The following is a 16,257-nucleotide window of genomic DNA, read 5'->3' on the forward strand; positions in this document are numbered from 1 at the left end:
CCATGAACCTTCGCCCCCATTTCGGAGTGCTCGCCGCGGTCGGCGTGCTCGCCGCGATGCTTCCTGCGGCCACGACCGAACAGCTCCCGACGCCCGACGGCCTCACCGAGGCCACCGCCGCCGCCTCCTGCTGGGAGATCGCGCAGCTCACTCCCGACGCACCGAGCGACGTGTACTGGATCGCGACTCCCACGCTGGGGTCCGCAGAGCGGTTCTATTGCGACCAGGAGACCGACGGCGGCGGCTGGGCGCTCGTCGGTCGCGGCCGCGAGCGCTGGTCAGAGTCGATGCTGGGGTCAGGCACTCCGGCTCAGGTGAGCGATCACGTCTCGGGACCGGCGGCCTTCACCCCGCGACAGCTCGCCGCCGACGTGATCGACGGGCTCGCGGACGGCGGGCGGATCGACGACCTCGTCGACGGGATCCGGCTCACGCGCGCGACGAACCGCGAGGGCACCGCGTGGCAGGACGTCCGGTTCCACCTCGAGAGCCCCCGCGACGGCTGGACGTGGCAGTTCAACAACGACCAGCGCATCGATACCGCCTCCTTCGACGGGACCGTCATCTCCGGCGGCACCACCAGCAATTTCGGAACCGGGAACGGGATCGAGCGCGTGCGCACGATCACCGGAGCCGCCGAGGGGTGGGCGATGGGCTTCGGGTTCGGCCGCGACGTCACCGGATCGCCAGCGGCGACGAGTCATCTCTGGGCCAGTTCGGAGGGCGGTCGCTACGCGCGCCCGTTCACCCAGGTCTTCATCCGACCACGGATCCTCAGCGAAGACGTCTACGGCGCTCTTCCGGCAGGCGGTACCGAGGAGGCGACAGGCGTCAGCGTCGCGGAGAGCTTCGCGCTCCCGCAGCCGTGGGGCGTCGCCGGGCTCGGCGCGGGCCCGGCGTCGCGCGAAGGCAGCAACGAGGTCTCGGCGTTCACCGAGAGCGGCGACACCGTGTTCGTCGGTGGGAACTTCACGTCGGTCCAACGGTCGGCGGGCGGACAGGACGCCACCGACCAGGCCTACCTCGCGGCGTTCGAGCGCGACAGCGGCGAATGGAACTCGTCGTTCCGCCCCACGTTCGACAACCAGGTCAAGGCGCTCGCGACCCTTCCCGACGGACGAATCGCGGCGGGTGGATTCTTCTCCGAGGTCAATGGCGAGGAGCACCCCGGTCTCGTCGTCCTCGATGCGCAGACGGGCGAGGTCGACACCGCCTTCACGGGACGCCTCATCAACTACCTGTCGGGCGGCGTCCCCTCCGTGCGCACGCTCGATGCGCAGGATGGCTGGCTCTACGTCGCCGGCAGCTTCACGCACGCGACGTCGGACGGCGGCCCTCAGGCGTACACGCGCGGCGCGGCGCGATTCGACGCCGCCTCGGGCGCACCGGACTCCTGGAACCCCGAGTTCAACGGCACGGTCATGAGCATCGACGCGTCGGACCGCGGCGACCGCGTGTACGCCGCCGGGTTCTTCAGCCAGTCCAAGGGTCGCACCGCAGACAAGGCGGCCGCGATCTCGGCGACGGACGAATCACTCACCGAGTGGCCGGTCGTGTTCTCGAACCGCGACCAGGGACGACAGGGGTACCAGCAGGCGGTGCTCGAAGTCGGCGATCGCGTCTGGCTGGGCGGTGCCGAGCATTCGCTGATGAGCTACGACCGCGACACCTTCGAGATGCTCAGCGCGAACATCACCCTCCCCGGCGGAGACTTCCAGGCAATCGCCTCCGACGGTGCGGCCGTCTACGCCGGCTGCCACTGCTTCGGCACGAGCTACTCCGGCGCCACGAAGTGGCCGTCCATCGGTTCGGCGTGGACCGACGCTGAGGCGATCTACGCGAGTGGCGCGTGGAGCGCTGCCACCGGCGAACGATTGCCCTCCTTCAATGGCAACTTCGACACCCGCGCGGGCGCTGGCGCCTGGGCGCTGTTCGTCGACTCCGTCGGCACGCTCTGGCAGGGCGGCGACCTGCGCTACTCCACGCGTCGCGGATACGTGCGCCAATGGTCCGGCGGGTTCGTGCGACACCGCACGTCCGACGTGACGAGCCCCTCGACCCCGCAGGGCTTCCAGGTGCAGGCCACGGACGATGCCGTCGCGCTCAGCTGGAACGCGTCCACCGACGATCGCGGCGTCAGCGCCTATCAGGTGCTGCGCGCGAACCGCGTCGTCGCCACCGTCGAGGACACGCACGCCGAACTTGCCGCGGCGCCCGCCGACACCGTGTACGCGGTGCGCGCGGTCGACGAGGCCGGCAACCGTTCGGCGTCGACACCCCCCGTCACAGCAGCCGTGGATCCCGAGCCGGACCCCGAACCCGAACCCGAACCCGAACCCGATCCCGATCCGGAGCCGGAGCCGGAGCCCGAACCCGCGGCATCGGCGCTCATCGCGCCGGGCGCGACCTGGGCATCCTTCTGGTCGAACGACGCGGTCGCGGATGGATGGAACACGACCGAGTTCGACGACTCCGGGTGGACGCTCGGCGCCGCGCCGATCGGGTGGGGAACGAGCGATATCGAAACGCAACTCGACCGCGCGCTCAGCCCGCGCCCCGTCACGAGCTACCACCGCGCGACGTTCGAGGTGCCCGATGGCACCGCGTCGGTGCAGCTCTCGGTCCGCTCCGACGACGGCGTCGTCGTCTACATCGACGGAGACGAGGTGCTGCGCGACAACATCGACGACGGCCCCGTCACCGGATCCACGCGCGCGAACCGAAGCGTGTCGACGTCGGCCGCACCCGACAACCTCGTCGAGCTCGACGTGCACGGTCTGACCGTCGGCTCACACACGGTCGCCGTCGAGGTGCATTCGAACTACCGATCGGCCGTCAGCCACAGCTTCGAGATGACGGTGATGGCATCATGACCCGCGTCACCCTGACCCGGCGGAACCGCGTGCACGAGCTGCGCGCCGAGCTCCGCGCGGCACAGAAGAGCGGCGCCGGCGTTCCCGCCTACACCCGATGGATCAACCGGCGCCTCGCCCGGAGCGTCGCCCCGTTCGCCGCTGCGTGGGGGGTGACCCCGAACGCCGTCACGTTCCTCAGCGCGGCGCTCACGGTCGCCGGCATCGCCGTGCTCGTGTTCGTCCCACTCAGCCTCGCTGTCGGCGTTGCCGCCGCGATCCTCCTGGCGGCCGGTTACGTCCTCGACTCGGCGGACGGGCAGGTCGCGCGCCTGACGAGATCCGCCGCACCGGCCGGCGAATGGCTCGATCACGTCGTCGATGCGTTCCGCACACCGCTGATCCACACGGGCGTCGCGATCGCGTACTACCTGCACCGCCCGGACGAGGTGTGGGTGATGGCCATCGCCCTCGCCTACGCGTTGCTGTCGTCCGGGCAGTTCATGAGCCAGATCCTCGCCGAGCAGCTCTCCGCGAGGCACGGCCGATCGATGGTCGAGGCGAGTGGGCGCGTCAAGTCGCTCGTCCTCCTCCCCGTCGATCCCGGGACGCTCTGCTGGGCGTTCGCACTCTGGGGAACCGAGGCCTTCGCACCGCTGTACGCGCTGCTGTTTGCCGCGAACCTCGTGCACACCGCGGCGTCACTGCGCCGGAAACATCGGCGACTCGTCTGACGAGAGCCGGAATCACCAAGAGGGGAGACGTCATGTCACACGTCGAATCAACCACCACCATCGGAATCGATCATCACCTTCGCGTCCTCGCGAGGCAGTGGCGCATCATCGTCGCCGTCACACTTCTCGGCATGGTCGTCGCGGGCGGGTTTCTGCTCGTCACGACCGACCGCATCACGGCGATGACGCAGGTGAATCTGTCGGTCATCACGACAGAGCCGTTCAGCCCGCAGCGCGCGGCGTCCGGACTGCTCGACGACGCCACCGAGGCCGCCATCGCGAGCTCGTATGTCGTCGCGCGTCGCACCGCCTCCGAACTCGACGACGGCACAACCGCGGGCGCGCTCCACGAGGCGATCGACGTCACCATCTCCGAGGACGGCACGATCGCCCGCGTCTACGCCACCGCGGCAACGCGGGAGGACGCCATCGCTCACGCGGACGCCGTGACGTCGACCTACCTCGGTTACCGCAGCGATGAGGCCGAACTGCGCCGCGATGCGATCGTCGCGAACCTCACGGAACGCGTCGACGCACTCAACGCCGATCTCGCCGAGGTCAATGAGTCGCTCGCCTCGGCGGGTTCCGCGCATCAGGAGGCGCAAGCCGCCAGCGACCGCGAACAGATCCTCGCGGAGCTCACCCAGATTCTGTCCGAACGCACGTCGCTCAGCAGCCTCGTGACGACGGGCGGTAGCGTCCTCACGAGCGCCGCGCAGAACCCCGTCACAGTGGCACCGTCGCGCAAGATCGCGGTCGCGACCGGGATCGGCGGGGGTCTCGCGCTGGGAATGCTCCTCGCGTTCGTCCGGGACCCGCGCGACCGTCGCCTGCGCACCGCCGCCGAGATCGCGCGCGCGACCGGCACACGGGTGCTCGCGCGCATGCAGAACCCCTCCGCACGTCCCCCGCTCTCCGATGCCGACGCCGAGAACCTCGCCGTAATTCGCGAACGCATCATCGCGAACCTCCCGGCAACTCGGCGGCTCCTCGTAATCGACGATGCGGACGTCGCGTGCGGGACCGCCGCCGAGCTGGTCGCCACACTCGCCGAGACCGGGAAACGCGCGCGCCTCGCCGACCCCGGGATGCCGGACGCTGCGCACCTCGATGGCGACGGAGTCGTGATCGTGACGCCGTACGCCACCTCGGACGGGCAAGCGGAGCTGCTGGCCGCCGTCCGGCAGGCAGACGCCGCGATTCTCGTCGCGCGGGAAGGGACGACGACGAGCACGACGACGCGCGCGGTGCTCGACGAGCTCCACCACGCTGGCGTCCGGTTCCTCGGGACCGTCGTCTATCGCCGCCTGCGCGGAGCACGCCGTCTCGTCACGGCGTCGACCGGGCGGCCCGTCCTTCGTCACCTGCGCCCCGAACTGCGAGTGCTCGCCGATGCTCGCTAGTTCCCCCCTCGCGATCGCGAGTCGGTCGCGATCCCACCCCCGCGACGCGCGCGGCGAACTGCCCCGGTGGCCCGTCACCGCGATGTTCGCGCCGTTTCCGCTGTGGTGGGCGAGCGGGGCCGCAGATATGGTCTGGATTCCGCTCGCGGGCGTCATGGTCGTTCTTCTGGCGCGCCGCGGCGACGTTCGCCTGCCGCGCGGATTCGGCGTCTGGCTGCTCTTTCTCGTGTTCGTCGCGATCTCGGTGATCGGAATCGACACCGGCGGTCGCCTCATCGGGTTCGTGTATCGCGCCGCTCAGTACGCAGCCGTCACCGTCGCGGTCATCTACGTGTTCAACGCCCGGCGGACGATCACGGCCGGGTGGATCCTCGGCCTCCTGACCGTCTTCTGGCTGTATGTCGTCGCCGGCGGATTGCTCGGCATCGTGGCACCGGAGTTCTCGTTCCGCACCCCACTCGCGTACATCCTCCCGGACGCGCTCCTGTCCAACGAGCTGATCGGCGAGATGGTCGTGCGCCGTACCACGCAGTGGAATCCCGATGCCTGGGCCGTGCTCGAACCACGGCCGTCCGCCCCGTTCCTCTACACCAACGGCTGGGGCCTCGCCTACTCGCTGCTGCTGCCGCTCGTGCTCGAGTACATGTCCCGGATGCGGCGCGACCTCCGCTTCGTCGGGCTGCTCGTCGCGCTGCCGATCTCGATCGTCCCCGCGGTGTTCACGCTGAATCGTGGCATGTTCCTCGGGCTCGCGGTGGCCGCGGTCACGGCCGTCGCGCGCGCCGCCATCGCCGGCCGACACCGCGCGCTCGTCGGCCTCGTCCTGGTGTGCGCAGCCGGGATGGCCGCCGCGGTCACCCTCAACGTCGCGGACCGCGTCCTCGGACGCGTCGAAACGAGCTCCTCGACCGAGGACCGTGCGCACCTGTACGAGGAGACCTTCGTCCGCACTCTGGGCTCGCCGCTGTTCGGCTTCGGCGCCCCGCGCCCGTCGTGGACGGAGGGGGCGCCGTCTGCTGGCACCCAGGGGCACGTGTGGATGGTCATGTTCTCCCACGGCTTCCCCGCCCTGGTCGTCTTCCTCGCCGCTCTCGCTTGGTTCGCGTGGAGAACCGCTCGCGCGGCACGCGGACGCATCTCGGCAATCCACATCGTCCAGGTCGTCCTGCTCGTCGAGGTCTTCTACTACGGCGCGCTCCCGACGGGATTCATGCTCGCCTTCCTCCCCGCCGCCGCGGTTCTGCCGCACGACACACAGTTAGAGAGGTCATCATGACCACGCACGTATCCGTCGTCATCCCGACCCGGGATCGGCCGCAGCTGCTGCGCCGCGCGATCTCCTCGGTCCTCGCCCAGTCCTCCGACGTGACCGTCGAGATCATCGTCGTCTTCGACGGATCTGCCGTGGAGTCCCTCGCCGATCTGGACGCCGGACGCCATCGCATCCGCACGCTGCCGAATAACCGCACGCGCGGCCTCGCCGGTGCGCGCAACACCGGGATCGCGGCCGCCTCGAACGACTATGTCGCCTTCTGCGACGACGATGACGAGTGGCTCCCCGGCAAGCTCGCCGCGCAGCTCCCCCTCCTCGACGACCCTCACGTGCCACTCGTCGCCACCGGGATCCGCGTGCTCACGACGCGTGGGGCGCACGACCGCCCGTCGCCGGCGCGCGCCACGCACGAGGATCTGCTGCGCTCCCGCATCACGGAGCTGCACCCCTCGTCGTTCCTGTTCCGCACGGCCGACGCCCGCGGACGACTCGGCGGAATCGACGAGGACCTCCCAGCGTCGTACGGGGAGGACTACGACCTGTTGTTGCGCGCCGCCCAGCTCGGCGACATCGTCGCCGTACCGGAGCCACTCACGCTGGTCCACTGGGATCGGTCGTCGTACTTCACCGACAGATGGCGCGGCGTGGCCGACGGCCTCGGCTACCTGCTCGACAAGCATGCCGGCTTCGCGACCGCCCCGGTCGGACGCGCGCGCATCGAAGGCCAGATCGCGTTCGCGCACGGTGCGCTCGGCGAACACCGCTCCGCCCGCACCTGGGCGGGACGCGCCCTTCGCGACGACTGGCGGCAGCTGCGTGCGTACCTCGCGCTGATCGTGAGCCTGCGGATCCTGTCGGGTCGCCGCGTCATCGCGGCGCTCAATGCGCGTGGACGGGGCGTGTGACATGCCCCGCCTCTCCGTCCTCCTCCCCGCTCGGAACGCCAGCACGAGTATCGGCGACGCCGTGCGGTCGACGCTCGCGGATCTTCCGGACGATGCCGAGCTCATCGTCGGCGACGATGCGTCGACCGACGGTACGCCGGAGGTCCTCGCGGGCATCGACGATCTGCGCCTGCGCGTCATCTCCTGTCCGGGTCGCGGGCTCTCCGCCGCGCTCAACACGCTCCTCGACGCCACCGACAGCGAGTTCGTCGCGCGCATGGACGCGGATGACGTCGTGATCCGCGGCCGCTTCCACCGCCAGATGCGTGCACTGCGGACGGCCGATACGGTGTTCACGACTGTCGCCACGCAGCACGGCTCCGGCGTGCCGCGCCCCGCCTGGCCGGTCGGGATCGGCGCGGGCGAGTTCGGCTTCCACCTGCTGCTGACGAACCCCGTCGCTCACTCGACGATGGCAGCGCGGCGCGCCACCATCGTCGACGCGGGGGGCTACCGCGCCGTGCCGAGCGAAGACTACGACCTGTGGCTGCGCCTGCAGTCGCGCGGCGCCCGCATGCGGCGGCTCGCCACTCCGGGGCTGGTGTATCGCGTGCACGCGGATCAGGTCACAGCCGCGGACGGCTGGCGGATGTCGTCATGGCAGGACGACCGCACGCAGCAGGCCTTCGCCGAGCTCTCGGAGCGGCTGCTCGGAGTGCCCCAGATGCGCATCTCGTCGCTCGCCGTCGCCCCGTTGACCCGCGGAGCGAAGCTCGCGCGGATGGCGGACTTCGATCGTCACTTTCGATCCGCCGTCCGACGCGTTCCTCTTCCCGCCCGCGCCGCGCTCCTGCGTCGACTCGCGGCGCGCGCCGAGTGGCTGTGGCAGCGCACGGACGCGACCCCCGGCCTCATCGGAGCGGCGACGTGAACGAGACGCTCCGCGCCGACCGCGCCGCGAACCGCGGGTACGTCAAGAGCAGATTCGTCCTGCGCTGGTTCCGCTCGTGCCAGCGGTGGCGGGATGACGCCGGGCTCCTCGCCCGATGTGCGTATCTCGTCACGGCGGCGGGCTACAAGCTCGTGACGGAATGGATTCTCGGGATCGAGCTGCCGCCGTCCACGCGCATCGGCGCCGGCCTGCGCCTGCGTCATGGCATCGGCATCGTCGTGAACCCCGCGACCGTCATCGGTCGCGGGGTCATGCTGCGCCACGGCGTCACCCTTGGAAATCGCCGCACGGCCGACGACTGTCCCGTGATCGAAGACGACGTCGAGCTCGGCGTCGGTGCGGTGGTCATCGGCGCCGTCACGATCGGGAAGGGCGCTCGCATCGGACCGCACGCGGTCGTGACGCGCGACGTCCCCCCGGGAGCTGTGGTGTACTCGCCGCGGCCCGAGGTCCGTGAACACGCCGCCGTTCGGGGTGGCCGCTCGTGACCCGCATCGGTTACGCCGCCGGTGCGTTCGACCTCTTCCACGTCGGCCACCTCAATCTCCTGCGGCACGCCAAGGCGCGCTGCGACGTGTTGATCGCGGGCGTCGTGAGCGACGAGATGCTTCTCGAGGTGAAGGGCACCGCCACCGTGATCCCCACCGCGGAACGCGCCGAGATGGTGGGCGCCTGCCGGTACGTCGACGACGTGCACGTCGAGACCGTTCCCGACAAGCTCGACACGTGGCGTGAGGTGGGCTTCACTCACTTCTTCAAGGGGGACGACTGGCGCGGCACTCCGAAGGGTGTCGCGCTCGAGCGGCGCTTCGCCGAGGTCGGCGTGGAGATCGTGTACTTCCCCTACACGGCGCACACGTCGAGCACTCGGCTGCGCTCGGCGCTCGACGCTCTCGCCGCGCCCCGAGAGGCGCTCGTCTAGAACCCGGTTCCGAACGCGGCGAAGGGCGTGACGAGGCCCGTCTCCTCCGTCGCCATGGCGAGCGCCTCAGCGGGTTCCAGTCGCGCGGCGAGGCCCTCGTGGAGAACGCCGAGGAGCTCGCAGGCGATGTCGTCGGCGACGATCACGGGCGAGGCGATCACGCTGCGCGATCCCGCGTGCAGCCACGCGCGCGTCATACCGACCGCCTCCTCCCCCCAGCGGACCGATGAGCGTCCGACCTCGCACGCCGACAGCACAACCGTTTCGGGTGCGCGCGGGATCTGGTCGATGTCGTAGCCGAACAGGGTGCCGTCCGCGAGTGTCAGGCCGGAGAGCATGGGCGCGTACGCGGCGTGCTCTCCGTGCGCGACGACGTGCAGCACATCCACGTCGTCTGCGAGGGCGGCGACGTCGGCGGTCCCCGCCCGGTCGCCGCTGAGCATCCGTACGGACGTGAGCCCGGATCCGGGCTCACGCCGCTCGGCCGCCGCCCGCCAGGCAGCAGCTCCGCGCTCTGCTTCCTCCGCACCGCGTGCCACGTCCGGCCCCACGGCGAAGCCGGGAACAGGATTCGCCGCGCGCTCCTCACGCGTCCGCGCGTGGAACCATCGGGACGCGGAACGCGAGACGGTGACCACTTTGCCGCGCAGCTCCGGGAGCATCATCCACGGCACGCGACGCAGCTCCCCGGGAGACGTAATGACGACCCGCCGCGCGGCGCCCACCGCCGCAAGCGCGGGTTCGACGAGCATTCGCGAGATCTGACCGAGGCGCTCGTCGAGCGACGCACGCACGAGACGCGCGGCCGAGCCGCTCATCACGGCCGCGGCTTCGAGCTCCGTGTGAATGCCCTTCGTCGCGGCGCGGATCCGCTCCCACGGCAAGTCGACAATGACGGGCGCCGCCCGGCCGTTCACGGCGAGACAGGAGAGGCGGTTCGCGACGTAGACGAACGCGAGCATCGCCGTGTCGTCGTCGAGTTCCGAACGCACCTCGTCGAGGCTCGCACGGCGCGGCCCCACGGATCCCGGCGTGTTCGTCCACTGCCTGTCCGCGATCCGGTACCGCAACTCACGTACTCGCCTGTCGGCGAACCAGTCGGTTCCGGACAGCTCGCTGCGCAGGACCCGCAGCTCGGTGAGGTCGGCGGCAAGCTCGGCGTCCGGCGGCGGGCGCACCGGCGTGACCTGCTGGGTGAAGTGTCTAGCGCGCTCGGACCACTCGAAGAGCGTGTCCGGCCGCCGCGAGCGAAGCGCGCCGGCGACCCCCTCCATCAAGACGCCGGACGCGTGCATCGCGACGGAGGAGAGCATGTCAAGCGAGCCGAATGACGACTGCCACGCCGACAGCTCCGCGAGCCCCGCGGCTGCGTGCCGACGGGCGCCCGCGTCGTCTCCGCGCGCCGTCGCCCGCGCGGCATGCGCCTCGTGCGCGAGCAGCCGCACGTCGAGCGGGTCGTCGTGGCGGCGCGCGGGAAGTCGGGCCGGAGGTTGCCGCATCCGTGAACTCGCCGCGGCGGTTGCAAACGCGAGCGCGCGCGACTCGCTCGTGTAGCCGAAGCGTCGGAGAGCCCGACGCGCGCCGGGCGCCCGGTCATGCGCCGCCGCTCGAGTGCGTGCGTCGTCACCCGCCAGCGCGGCACGCAGGGCGACCGCGTCGGCGCGCGCCGCCCATGCCTCGCTGCCCAGCTTGCGGAAGCGCTTCGCGGCGGCGCGCGCCACGCGGCGAGCCTCACGGCGATCGTGGGTGAGGAGGGAGAAGGATAGCTGCAGTTCCGCCTCGGCGCGCGCCTGAGACATCCGCTCGGCGCCGAAAACCCGCGCGGCATCACGGAGCACGCGTTCGGCTTCGATGGTGGCGCCGGCCTCGCGGAGAACCTCCGCCCGGTCCGCGTCGCAGACAGCTTGCGCCACGGCCGATGCCGCGGCGGCGACGGGCCGGGCCTCCGCCATGAGCCGCAACGACGCGACGATGTCGCCCGCGAGATGAAGCACGTAGCCGAGGTTGTGGGTGGCCTGAGCCTGTCCGAGCTCGTCACCGGTCGCCTTGTAACAGGACGCGGCCGCCGCCAGGTCCTTCAGGGCGAGGTCGGTGTCGTGAACGCGCATCGCCACGACGCTCCGATTCAGCAGCACGTTCCCCAGCAGCTCGGGGAGGTCCGCGAGCTTCTCGATGGCCTCGTCGAGCGCGGCGCGCGCCTCGTCGAGGCGTGCGGCATCCAGAAGCACGGCGCCGAACTGTCCGAGGACGATGCCGCGCGTCTCCGCCGTGAGCTCGCGCAGCGCCAATGCCTCGCGACACAGAGCTTCCGCCTCGGCAGCCGCACCGCGGCGCGCGACGACGTAGGCGAGCGACCCGCTGACGCGAGCGCGCGTGTCGTCGCTGCGCGCGCGCGCCAGCGCGAGACGGAAGGTGCGCTCAGCGCGCGCGAAGTGCAGGCGATTGCCCTCCTCGAGTCCGCGCGCGTGCAGCACCTCGGCCGTCAACGACGTGCGCTTCGCTTCGTGGTCGGACCGCGGAGCGCCCGTGGTCGGTGTCGTCACCTCCATCGTCATCGTCGTGACCCGTCGTGAGACGCAAGCGTTTCGAGGGCCGATCTCGCGGCCTTCCGTGCGCGGCTGATCTGCTGCGCGCGTTCCGCACGAGCGGGCACGTCTCCGAGCGCGGCGGCGACGAGTCCGGCAGCATACGGCGCCGCGAAGGAGGTGCCGCTCCACGCCGCGAAGCCGCCGCGGTAGTCGTCGGGGCCCAGCGTCGCGCGATGTCGGCCGTAGCGATCGTCGCACGACGCCGCCTGCCGGCCGCCGTCGAAGTCGGGCGTCGTGCTGACGACCGCCGCGCCCGGAGCGTATGTCGTCACCCACGGCCCGACGTTCGAGAACAGGGCGACCGAGTCGGACGACGGGTTGAGCGCGCCGACGGCGACGTGCAACGCCGCCTTGTCCTGCGCGATGCCGTTGTCCGCCCCCGGCCACGCCCACAGCGACGCGGGAAACGTCGGCCGATCGATCGCGTCGTTGCCCGCCGAGCACACCACCGTGCACCCCATCTCGCGCGCAGCGCGCAGCAAATCCGAGAGCGTCGTGGAATAGAGGCCGTCCTCCGGCGTCTCGTGGTAATAGCCGAGCGACAGCACGAGAACATCGATCGCAACGCCGTCATCGTGACCGTCGCGTTCGCGCTGCAGGAGCGTGACGACGTCGGCGACCGTCTGCAGCAGGTCTCCCTCGTCCACGGTCCCGAGCGCATTCGCGAGGCGGAGTGACAGCAGGTCGGCGTCAGGTGCGAGCTGGCGCACGATCCCGGCGATGAACGTACCGTGCCCGGCTACCGGGTCGATCTCGCCATCGAGCTGCCCGTAGAGGTCCGCGTACACCTCCGGATCCGCGTCGTCCGTGAGCCCGATGGGCCTGCCGTCGAGTTCGGCACGCCGCCGGACGATCTGCTCGGGAAGCCATTCGTGCACGCCGCACCCCGTGTCGAGGATCCCGACCACGGGACGTCGCCGGGCGCGCTTCGGCTCGCTGCCGCGGAGCGGCCCGGCGCCGAGTCGAGCGATCGGCTGTCGAGAGCCGCGGCCGGGCCGCAGATAGTCTTCGGCGCCGAAGGGGTTCGTGCGCGTGAAGGGATTCGTTCGGGTGAACGGGTTCGTCGTCGTGAAGGGGTTCAGGCCCACCGGATCGACCGAGAGCACGTGTTCGAGCCCCAGGAACGGGACCGCCCAGTGCGCGACGCCCGCTTCCTGCGCGAGTCGCCTCGTCCGCTGCAGCACCCGCCAGGCGTCGGGCGCGCCGGGCACGATGGCGGCGTTCGGGTCGAGCGCCGTCGCGATCCGCAGGCGCAGCACGCCCGCGCTTCCGAGCAGACCCGGGGCGTCCGGGAGCAGCGGGGGCGGGGCGTCGCCGGGCGGGAGCGGGTCGCCCAGGAGGCTCTCGACCGACACGTCCCAGCCGAAGGCGCTCGCCGCGTCCGCTGTCAGTTCGAGCACCTCGGCGGCCTCGCCGGGCACATACGTCAGCAACAGGGTGTCGGAGCGATACACCGTCGGGTAGGCCCGGATCCCGTCGATCGGATCGACCTCGGGGTCGAGCACCTTTCCCGCCGGGATCGACCCCGACGCGCGATCTTGCCAGTCCCATCCCTTCGGTTCGGGGGTTTCATCGGACATGCGTGGTGCTCCTCCGCGTCACTGACTTCGTGTCGACGCGGGATCGCAGTCGATGGGGCTTTCCTGCAGCAGCTTCTTCAGCTTCGTCAGGCAGCGGCGCCGTGTGGGCCCGATACTGCCCACGGGCATATCCAGCTCCACGGCGAGGTTCTCGTAATCGGGCCGCACGGAGAACGCGACGACGCGTAGCAGGCGCCGACAACGATCGTCGAGCGTATGCACGGCCCGCCACAGGTGCTGTTCCTCCTCGCGCACGACGATCTCCTCCTCGACGGAAGCAGCGGGCGGCAGCCTTCGTTCGAGGTCGTCCTCTGACACGGAGCGCCTGGCGCGCCCCGCCGCGCGCCACGCTTCGCGGCGCACCGTCGTGATGAGCCATCCCGCCACGGCGGCGGGATCCTCGATCATGTCGTGCTTGCGCACGAGAGCGAGCCACGTCGACTGCACGACGTCTTCGGCGACCGACGCCGAGACGGAGTACGAGCGCGCAATGTGCCACAGCACGGGAGTCATCTCGCGCACGAGTTCGTCCATCGCGCGCGCGTCGCCATCGCGCCATCGCGCAAACCAGTGCGCGGCATCGCCAGAAGTCGGTAATGCAGTCATCGATGTTCCTCGAACACCCTCGGGGAAGTTCAGGCTCTGGCCTCTGCCGCACTCAGGGTAGTTGCACGATCCGCCATGGATACGGGCCCTGACGCCATTTTCAGGGCCCCATCATCGGCTTATCCTAGCGATCGAATGCCTGCCCGTAAAGAGTCGGTCTGACAATTACCTCAGAACTCGAACCACGGGGTGGCGACCTCGCGGATCCGGTCGGCGCCGCGCACCGCCATCCGCAGGTGGGTCCGGCCGCGCGCGACGCCGTCGAACGTGAAGCGCCCCGAGTTCGATACGTCGGCCTCCCACTCACGCTCGGCCTGCGCCAGGCGTGCCGCAACGACGGGCGGATCCGACCACCCGTCCACCCGACACCTGCCCTCACGCGATGTCACGCGCACGAGCACATTCGCGTGGCCGTCGCCGAATTGGAGGACGCTCTCATCCGCCGCCGCACGAACCGGCGCGCGCTCCGGGACCTCGAGCAGATCGAGGAGCGCGAAATCTCGCGAAAGGTCATCCACGGCAACCGCGGCAACCATGCGGTCCGCGAGGGTCACGGGAACGGGGTCCGAGAACTCCCACATCTCGCGGAGCGCATCGAGGAGGACTGCCTCGTCGTGTTCAGCCATGCGTCCGCACTCCCTGCTCGAGGCACCGCCACCTGCCACGCCGGGGGGTGTGCGCAGAGGCGTCAGTGCCGCTTACGGCAGATCGTATCAACTCGCGCCGGTGAACGGTGGCATCCGCACGAATCGCTTCCACGCAAGGCAGGATGGGGCCATGCCCCTGCCGCCGCTGCCCCCTGTCGCCGATGTGATGCAGACGCTGCACGTCGTGGCCCTTCCCCTGACCACACGCTTCCGCGGCGTCGATCACCGCGAGGCCGCCCTGTTCGAGGGCCCGGAGGGCTGGGCGGAATTTTCGCCGTTCGTCGAGTACGGCAATGCCGAGGCCACGACCTGGCTGCGCGCCGCGATCGACTTCGCCTGGAACCCGCAACCGACGCCGCACCGTACCCACATCGGCGTCAACGCCACCGTTCCGGCGGTCACGGCCGCCCGGGTATCCGAGATCCTCGACCGTTACGGTCCGTGCCGCACGGCGAAGGTGAAGGTCGCCGAGTCGGGGCAGACGCTCGATGACGACATCGCGCGTGTCGCGGCCGTGCGCGACGCGCTCGGACCCGAGGGTCGGATCCGCGTCGACGCGAATGCCGGCTGGAACGTCGACGAGGCCGAGCGCGCCCTCCACGCGCTTGCCGAGTTCGACCTCGAGTACGCGGAGCAGCCGTGCGCGAGCGTCGAGGAACTCGCTGAGGTGCGCTGGCGGCTGCGGAAGTGGGACATCCCCATCGCGGCCGATGAATCGGTGCGCAAGGCCGAGGATCCGATTGCCGTTGCCCGGGCGGGCGCCGCCGACATCGTCATCATCAAGGCGCAGCCGCTCGGAGGCGTGCGTGATGCCCTCGACATCGTCGAGCGATCCGGGCTCCCCGCCGTCGTCTCGTCGGCACTCGACACGAGCATCGGCCTCGCGCAGGGCGCGCACCTCGCCGCCGCGCTGCCCGCACTCGAGCACGACTGCGGCCTCGGCACGGGGGCGCTCTTCGCCCGCGACGTCGTCTCCCCCGCGCTCGTCCCTACGGACGGACGGATCCGCGTCGAGCGCCTCGTCCCCTCTCTCGACGCGCTCGCGGAGACCGCGGCGACTCCCGAGCGGCGCGCGTGGTGGGAGTCGCGGATTCGCTCCTGCTACGCGCGGCTCTGAGCCGCGTTCGGGCGCTCGAGGAGCAGTTCGACGACCCCGCTGAGCCTCCGCGTGCGCATCTCGGTCGCCGCGGCAGCGTCCAGCCCCGAGACTGCGGCGCGCGTGGCCGCATCCGTCCACACCGCGAGGATGATGACCGCCGCCGCACGTGAATCCGCGCGCAGCGCGAGACCCTTCATCTCGACGATGTCGTCCATCAGCTGCACGACCTCCGCGAGAATCTCCTCCTCCTGTGCCCGATAGGCCACCGCGAATTCCGCATCACGCATGGCCTTGATGCTGATCTCGTGCATGAGCAGGGTCGAGTGCCGGTCATCGCCGACGACGTCGAGCGCTCGGATGATGACGCTCGCATCCGTCGCCTGCGGATCGAAGCGATCCGCGGCGGTGAGATCCGCGACGCGCACCCGCACTCCGGCGACGCGCTCGCGCGCGACCTCGCCCGCCAGCTCCAGGAACATCTCGTCTTTCGAGGCGAAGTTCGAGTAGAACGCCCCGCGCGTGAAGCCTGCTCGGTCGCAGATGCGCTCGACGGACGCCTCGCCGAGGCCGACCTCGGCGAACACCTCGGACGCCGCGGCGAGCAGGCGCGCGCGCGTGGCGGCGCGGCTACGCGTGGCGGGCTGCGGCGGATCCACAGGGGGGCGTTCAGACACGACCATTACGATACACTTTCGTACTGGATACACTTCTGTATCG

General features: G+C 70.6%; 14 protein-coding genes. 9 read left to right on the forward strand and 5 right to left on the reverse strand.

Going from position 1 to position 16,257, the window contains the following annotated elements; genetic code table 11:
* The first annotated feature begins 2 nt into the window (after positions 1 to 2).
* Genes IEW87_RS14265 through IEW87_RS14300 form a run of 8 tightly spaced genes read left to right on the forward strand, consistent with a single transcriptional unit; the run spans position 3 to position 9,020 of the window.
* Positions 3 to 2,873 (forward strand): fibrinogen-like YCDxxxxGGGW domain-containing protein, encoded by a 2,871-nt coding sequence (locus IEW87_RS14265; protein ID WP_188713056.1) that lies wholly within the window; start codon positions 3 to 5, stop codon positions 2,871 to 2,873.
* Positions 2,870 to 3,586: a CDP-alcohol phosphatidyltransferase family protein gene (locus IEW87_RS14270; protein WP_188713057.1), complete on the forward strand. Its 717-nt coding sequence runs from the start codon at positions 2,870 to 2,872 to the stop codon at positions 3,584 to 3,586. The genes IEW87_RS14265 and IEW87_RS14270 overlap by 4 nt, the downstream gene beginning before the upstream one ends.
* 32 nt (positions 3,587 to 3,618) lie before the next feature.
* A complete protein-coding gene (locus IEW87_RS14275) occupies positions 3,619 to 4,989 on the forward strand; it encodes a GumC domain-containing protein (protein ID WP_188713058.1) in 1,371 nt (456 codons plus the stop codon).
* A complete protein-coding gene (locus IEW87_RS14280; RefSeq protein ID WP_188713059.1) occupies positions 4,979 to 6,265 on the forward strand; it encodes an O-antigen ligase family protein in 1,287 nt (428 codons plus the stop codon). Before IEW87_RS14275 ends, IEW87_RS14280 begins: the two co-directional genes overlap by 11 nt.
* Complete coding sequence (locus tag IEW87_RS14285) at positions 6,262 to 7,167, forward strand: glycosyltransferase family 2 protein (protein ID WP_188713060.1); 906 nt, start codon at positions 6,262 to 6,264, stop codon at positions 7,165 to 7,167. The genes IEW87_RS14280 and IEW87_RS14285 overlap by 4 nt, the downstream gene beginning before the upstream one ends.
* A gap of 1 nt (position 7,168) precedes the next feature.
* On the forward strand, positions 7,169 to 8,077 hold the full coding sequence (locus IEW87_RS14290; RefSeq protein WP_188713061.1) for a glycosyltransferase family 2 protein: 909 nt from the start codon (positions 7,169 to 7,171) through the stop codon (positions 8,075 to 8,077).
* Positions 8,074 to 8,586 carry a serine acetyltransferase gene (locus tag IEW87_RS14295; protein ID WP_188713062.1) on the forward strand — a complete coding sequence of 171 codons (513 nt, stop codon included), beginning with the start codon at positions 8,074 to 8,076 and terminating at the stop codon, positions 8,584 to 8,586. Before IEW87_RS14290 ends, IEW87_RS14295 begins: the two co-directional genes overlap by 4 nt.
* Positions 8,583 to 9,020 (forward strand): FAD synthase family protein, encoded by a 438-nt coding sequence (locus tag IEW87_RS14300; protein WP_188713063.1) that lies wholly within the window; start codon positions 8,583 to 8,585, stop codon positions 9,018 to 9,020. Before IEW87_RS14295 ends, IEW87_RS14300 begins: the two co-directional genes overlap by 4 nt.
* Here the strand turns inward: IEW87_RS14300 and IEW87_RS14305 are convergent.
* The 4 genes from IEW87_RS14305 to IEW87_RS14320 all read right to left on the reverse strand — a co-directional run bounded on the left by IEW87_RS14305 (position 9,017) and on the right by IEW87_RS14320 (position 14,420).
* Entirely contained in the window at positions 9,017 to 11,575 is a 2,559-nt protein-coding gene (locus tag IEW87_RS14305; RefSeq protein ID WP_229731223.1) for a CHAT domain-containing protein, read from the reverse strand. The two genes, IEW87_RS14300 and IEW87_RS14305, sit on opposite strands and share 4 nt — an antisense overlap.
* Positions 11,572 to 13,188, reverse strand: a complete 1,617-nt coding sequence (locus tag IEW87_RS14310) for a S8 family peptidase (RefSeq protein ID WP_188713064.1) — start codon at positions 13,186 to 13,188, stop codon at positions 11,572 to 11,574. The genes IEW87_RS14305 and IEW87_RS14310 overlap by 4 nt, the downstream gene beginning before the upstream one ends.
* A gap of 18 nt (positions 13,189 to 13,206) precedes the next feature.
* A complete protein-coding gene (locus tag IEW87_RS14315; protein WP_188713065.1) occupies positions 13,207 to 13,794 on the reverse strand; it encodes an RNA polymerase sigma factor in 588 nt (195 codons plus the stop codon).
* Between the two features lie 170 nt (positions 13,795 to 13,964).
* The gene (locus tag IEW87_RS14320) at positions 13,965 to 14,420 is read right to left on the reverse strand and encodes a hypothetical protein (RefSeq protein WP_188713066.1); all 456 of its coding nucleotides are present in this window, start codon (positions 14,418 to 14,420) and stop codon (positions 13,965 to 13,967) included.
* 151 nt (positions 14,421 to 14,571) lie between these two features.
* On the opposite strand from IEW87_RS14320, the gene IEW87_RS14325 reads away from it, so the two are divergent.
* Positions 14,572 to 15,558 (forward strand): o-succinylbenzoate synthase, encoded by a 987-nt coding sequence (locus tag IEW87_RS14325; protein ID WP_188713067.1) that lies wholly within the window; start codon positions 14,572 to 14,574, stop codon positions 15,556 to 15,558.
* Here the strand turns inward: IEW87_RS14325 and IEW87_RS14330 are convergent.
* Positions 15,543 to 16,214 (reverse strand): TetR/AcrR family transcriptional regulator, encoded by a 672-nt coding sequence (locus IEW87_RS14330; RefSeq protein ID WP_373285136.1) that lies wholly within the window; start codon positions 16,212 to 16,214, stop codon positions 15,543 to 15,545. The genes IEW87_RS14325 and IEW87_RS14330 overlap by 16 nt on opposite strands.
* Positions 16,215 to 16,257: the final 43 nt, after the last annotated feature.

Origin of the sequence: Microbacterium faecale (assembly GCF_014640975.1) — a bacterium.
GTDB lineage: Bacteria > Actinomycetota > Actinomycetes > Actinomycetales > Microbacteriaceae > Microbacterium > Microbacterium faecale.

What these genes read in the sequence shown, in the direction of transcription:
- IEW87_RS14265 (WP_188713056.1), top strand. Translation starts at nt 3, where the DNA reads ATGAACCTTCGCCCCCATTTCGGAGTGCTCGCCGCGGTCGGCGTGCTC.
- IEW87_RS14270 (WP_188713057.1), top strand. Translation starts at nt 2,870, where the DNA reads ATGACCCGCGTCACCCTGACCCGGCGGAACCGCGTGCACGAGCTGCGC.
- IEW87_RS14275 (WP_188713058.1), top strand. Translation starts at nt 3,619, where the DNA reads ATGTCACACGTCGAATCAACCACCACCATCGGAATCGATCATCACCTT.
- IEW87_RS14280 (WP_188713059.1), top strand. Translation starts at nt 4,979, where the DNA reads ATGCTCGCTAGTTCCCCCCTCGCGATCGCGAGTCGGTCGCGATCCCAC.
- IEW87_RS14285 (WP_188713060.1), top strand. Translation starts at nt 6,262, where the DNA reads ATGACCACGCACGTATCCGTCGTCATCCCGACCCGGGATCGGCCGCAG.
- IEW87_RS14290 (WP_188713061.1), top strand. Translation starts at nt 7,169, where the DNA reads ATGCCCCGCCTCTCCGTCCTCCTCCCCGCTCGGAACGCCAGCACGAGT.
- IEW87_RS14305 (WP_229731223.1), bottom strand. Translation starts at nt 11,575, where the DNA reads ATGACGATGGAGGTGACGACACCGACCACGGGCGCTCCGCGGTCCGAC.
- IEW87_RS14310 (WP_188713064.1), bottom strand. Translation starts at nt 13,188, where the DNA reads ATGTCCGATGAAACCCCCGAACCGAAGGGATGGGACTGGCAAGATCGC.
- IEW87_RS14315 (WP_188713065.1), bottom strand. Translation starts at nt 13,794, where the DNA reads ATGACTGCATTACCGACTTCTGGCGATGCCGCGCACTGGTTTGCGCGA.
- IEW87_RS14320 (WP_188713066.1), bottom strand. Translation starts at nt 14,420, where the DNA reads ATGGCTGAACACGACGAGGCAGTCCTCCTCGATGCGCTCCGCGAGATG.
- IEW87_RS14325 (WP_188713067.1), top strand. Translation starts at nt 14,572, where the DNA reads ATGCCCCTGCCGCCGCTGCCCCCTGTCGCCGATGTGATGCAGACGCTG.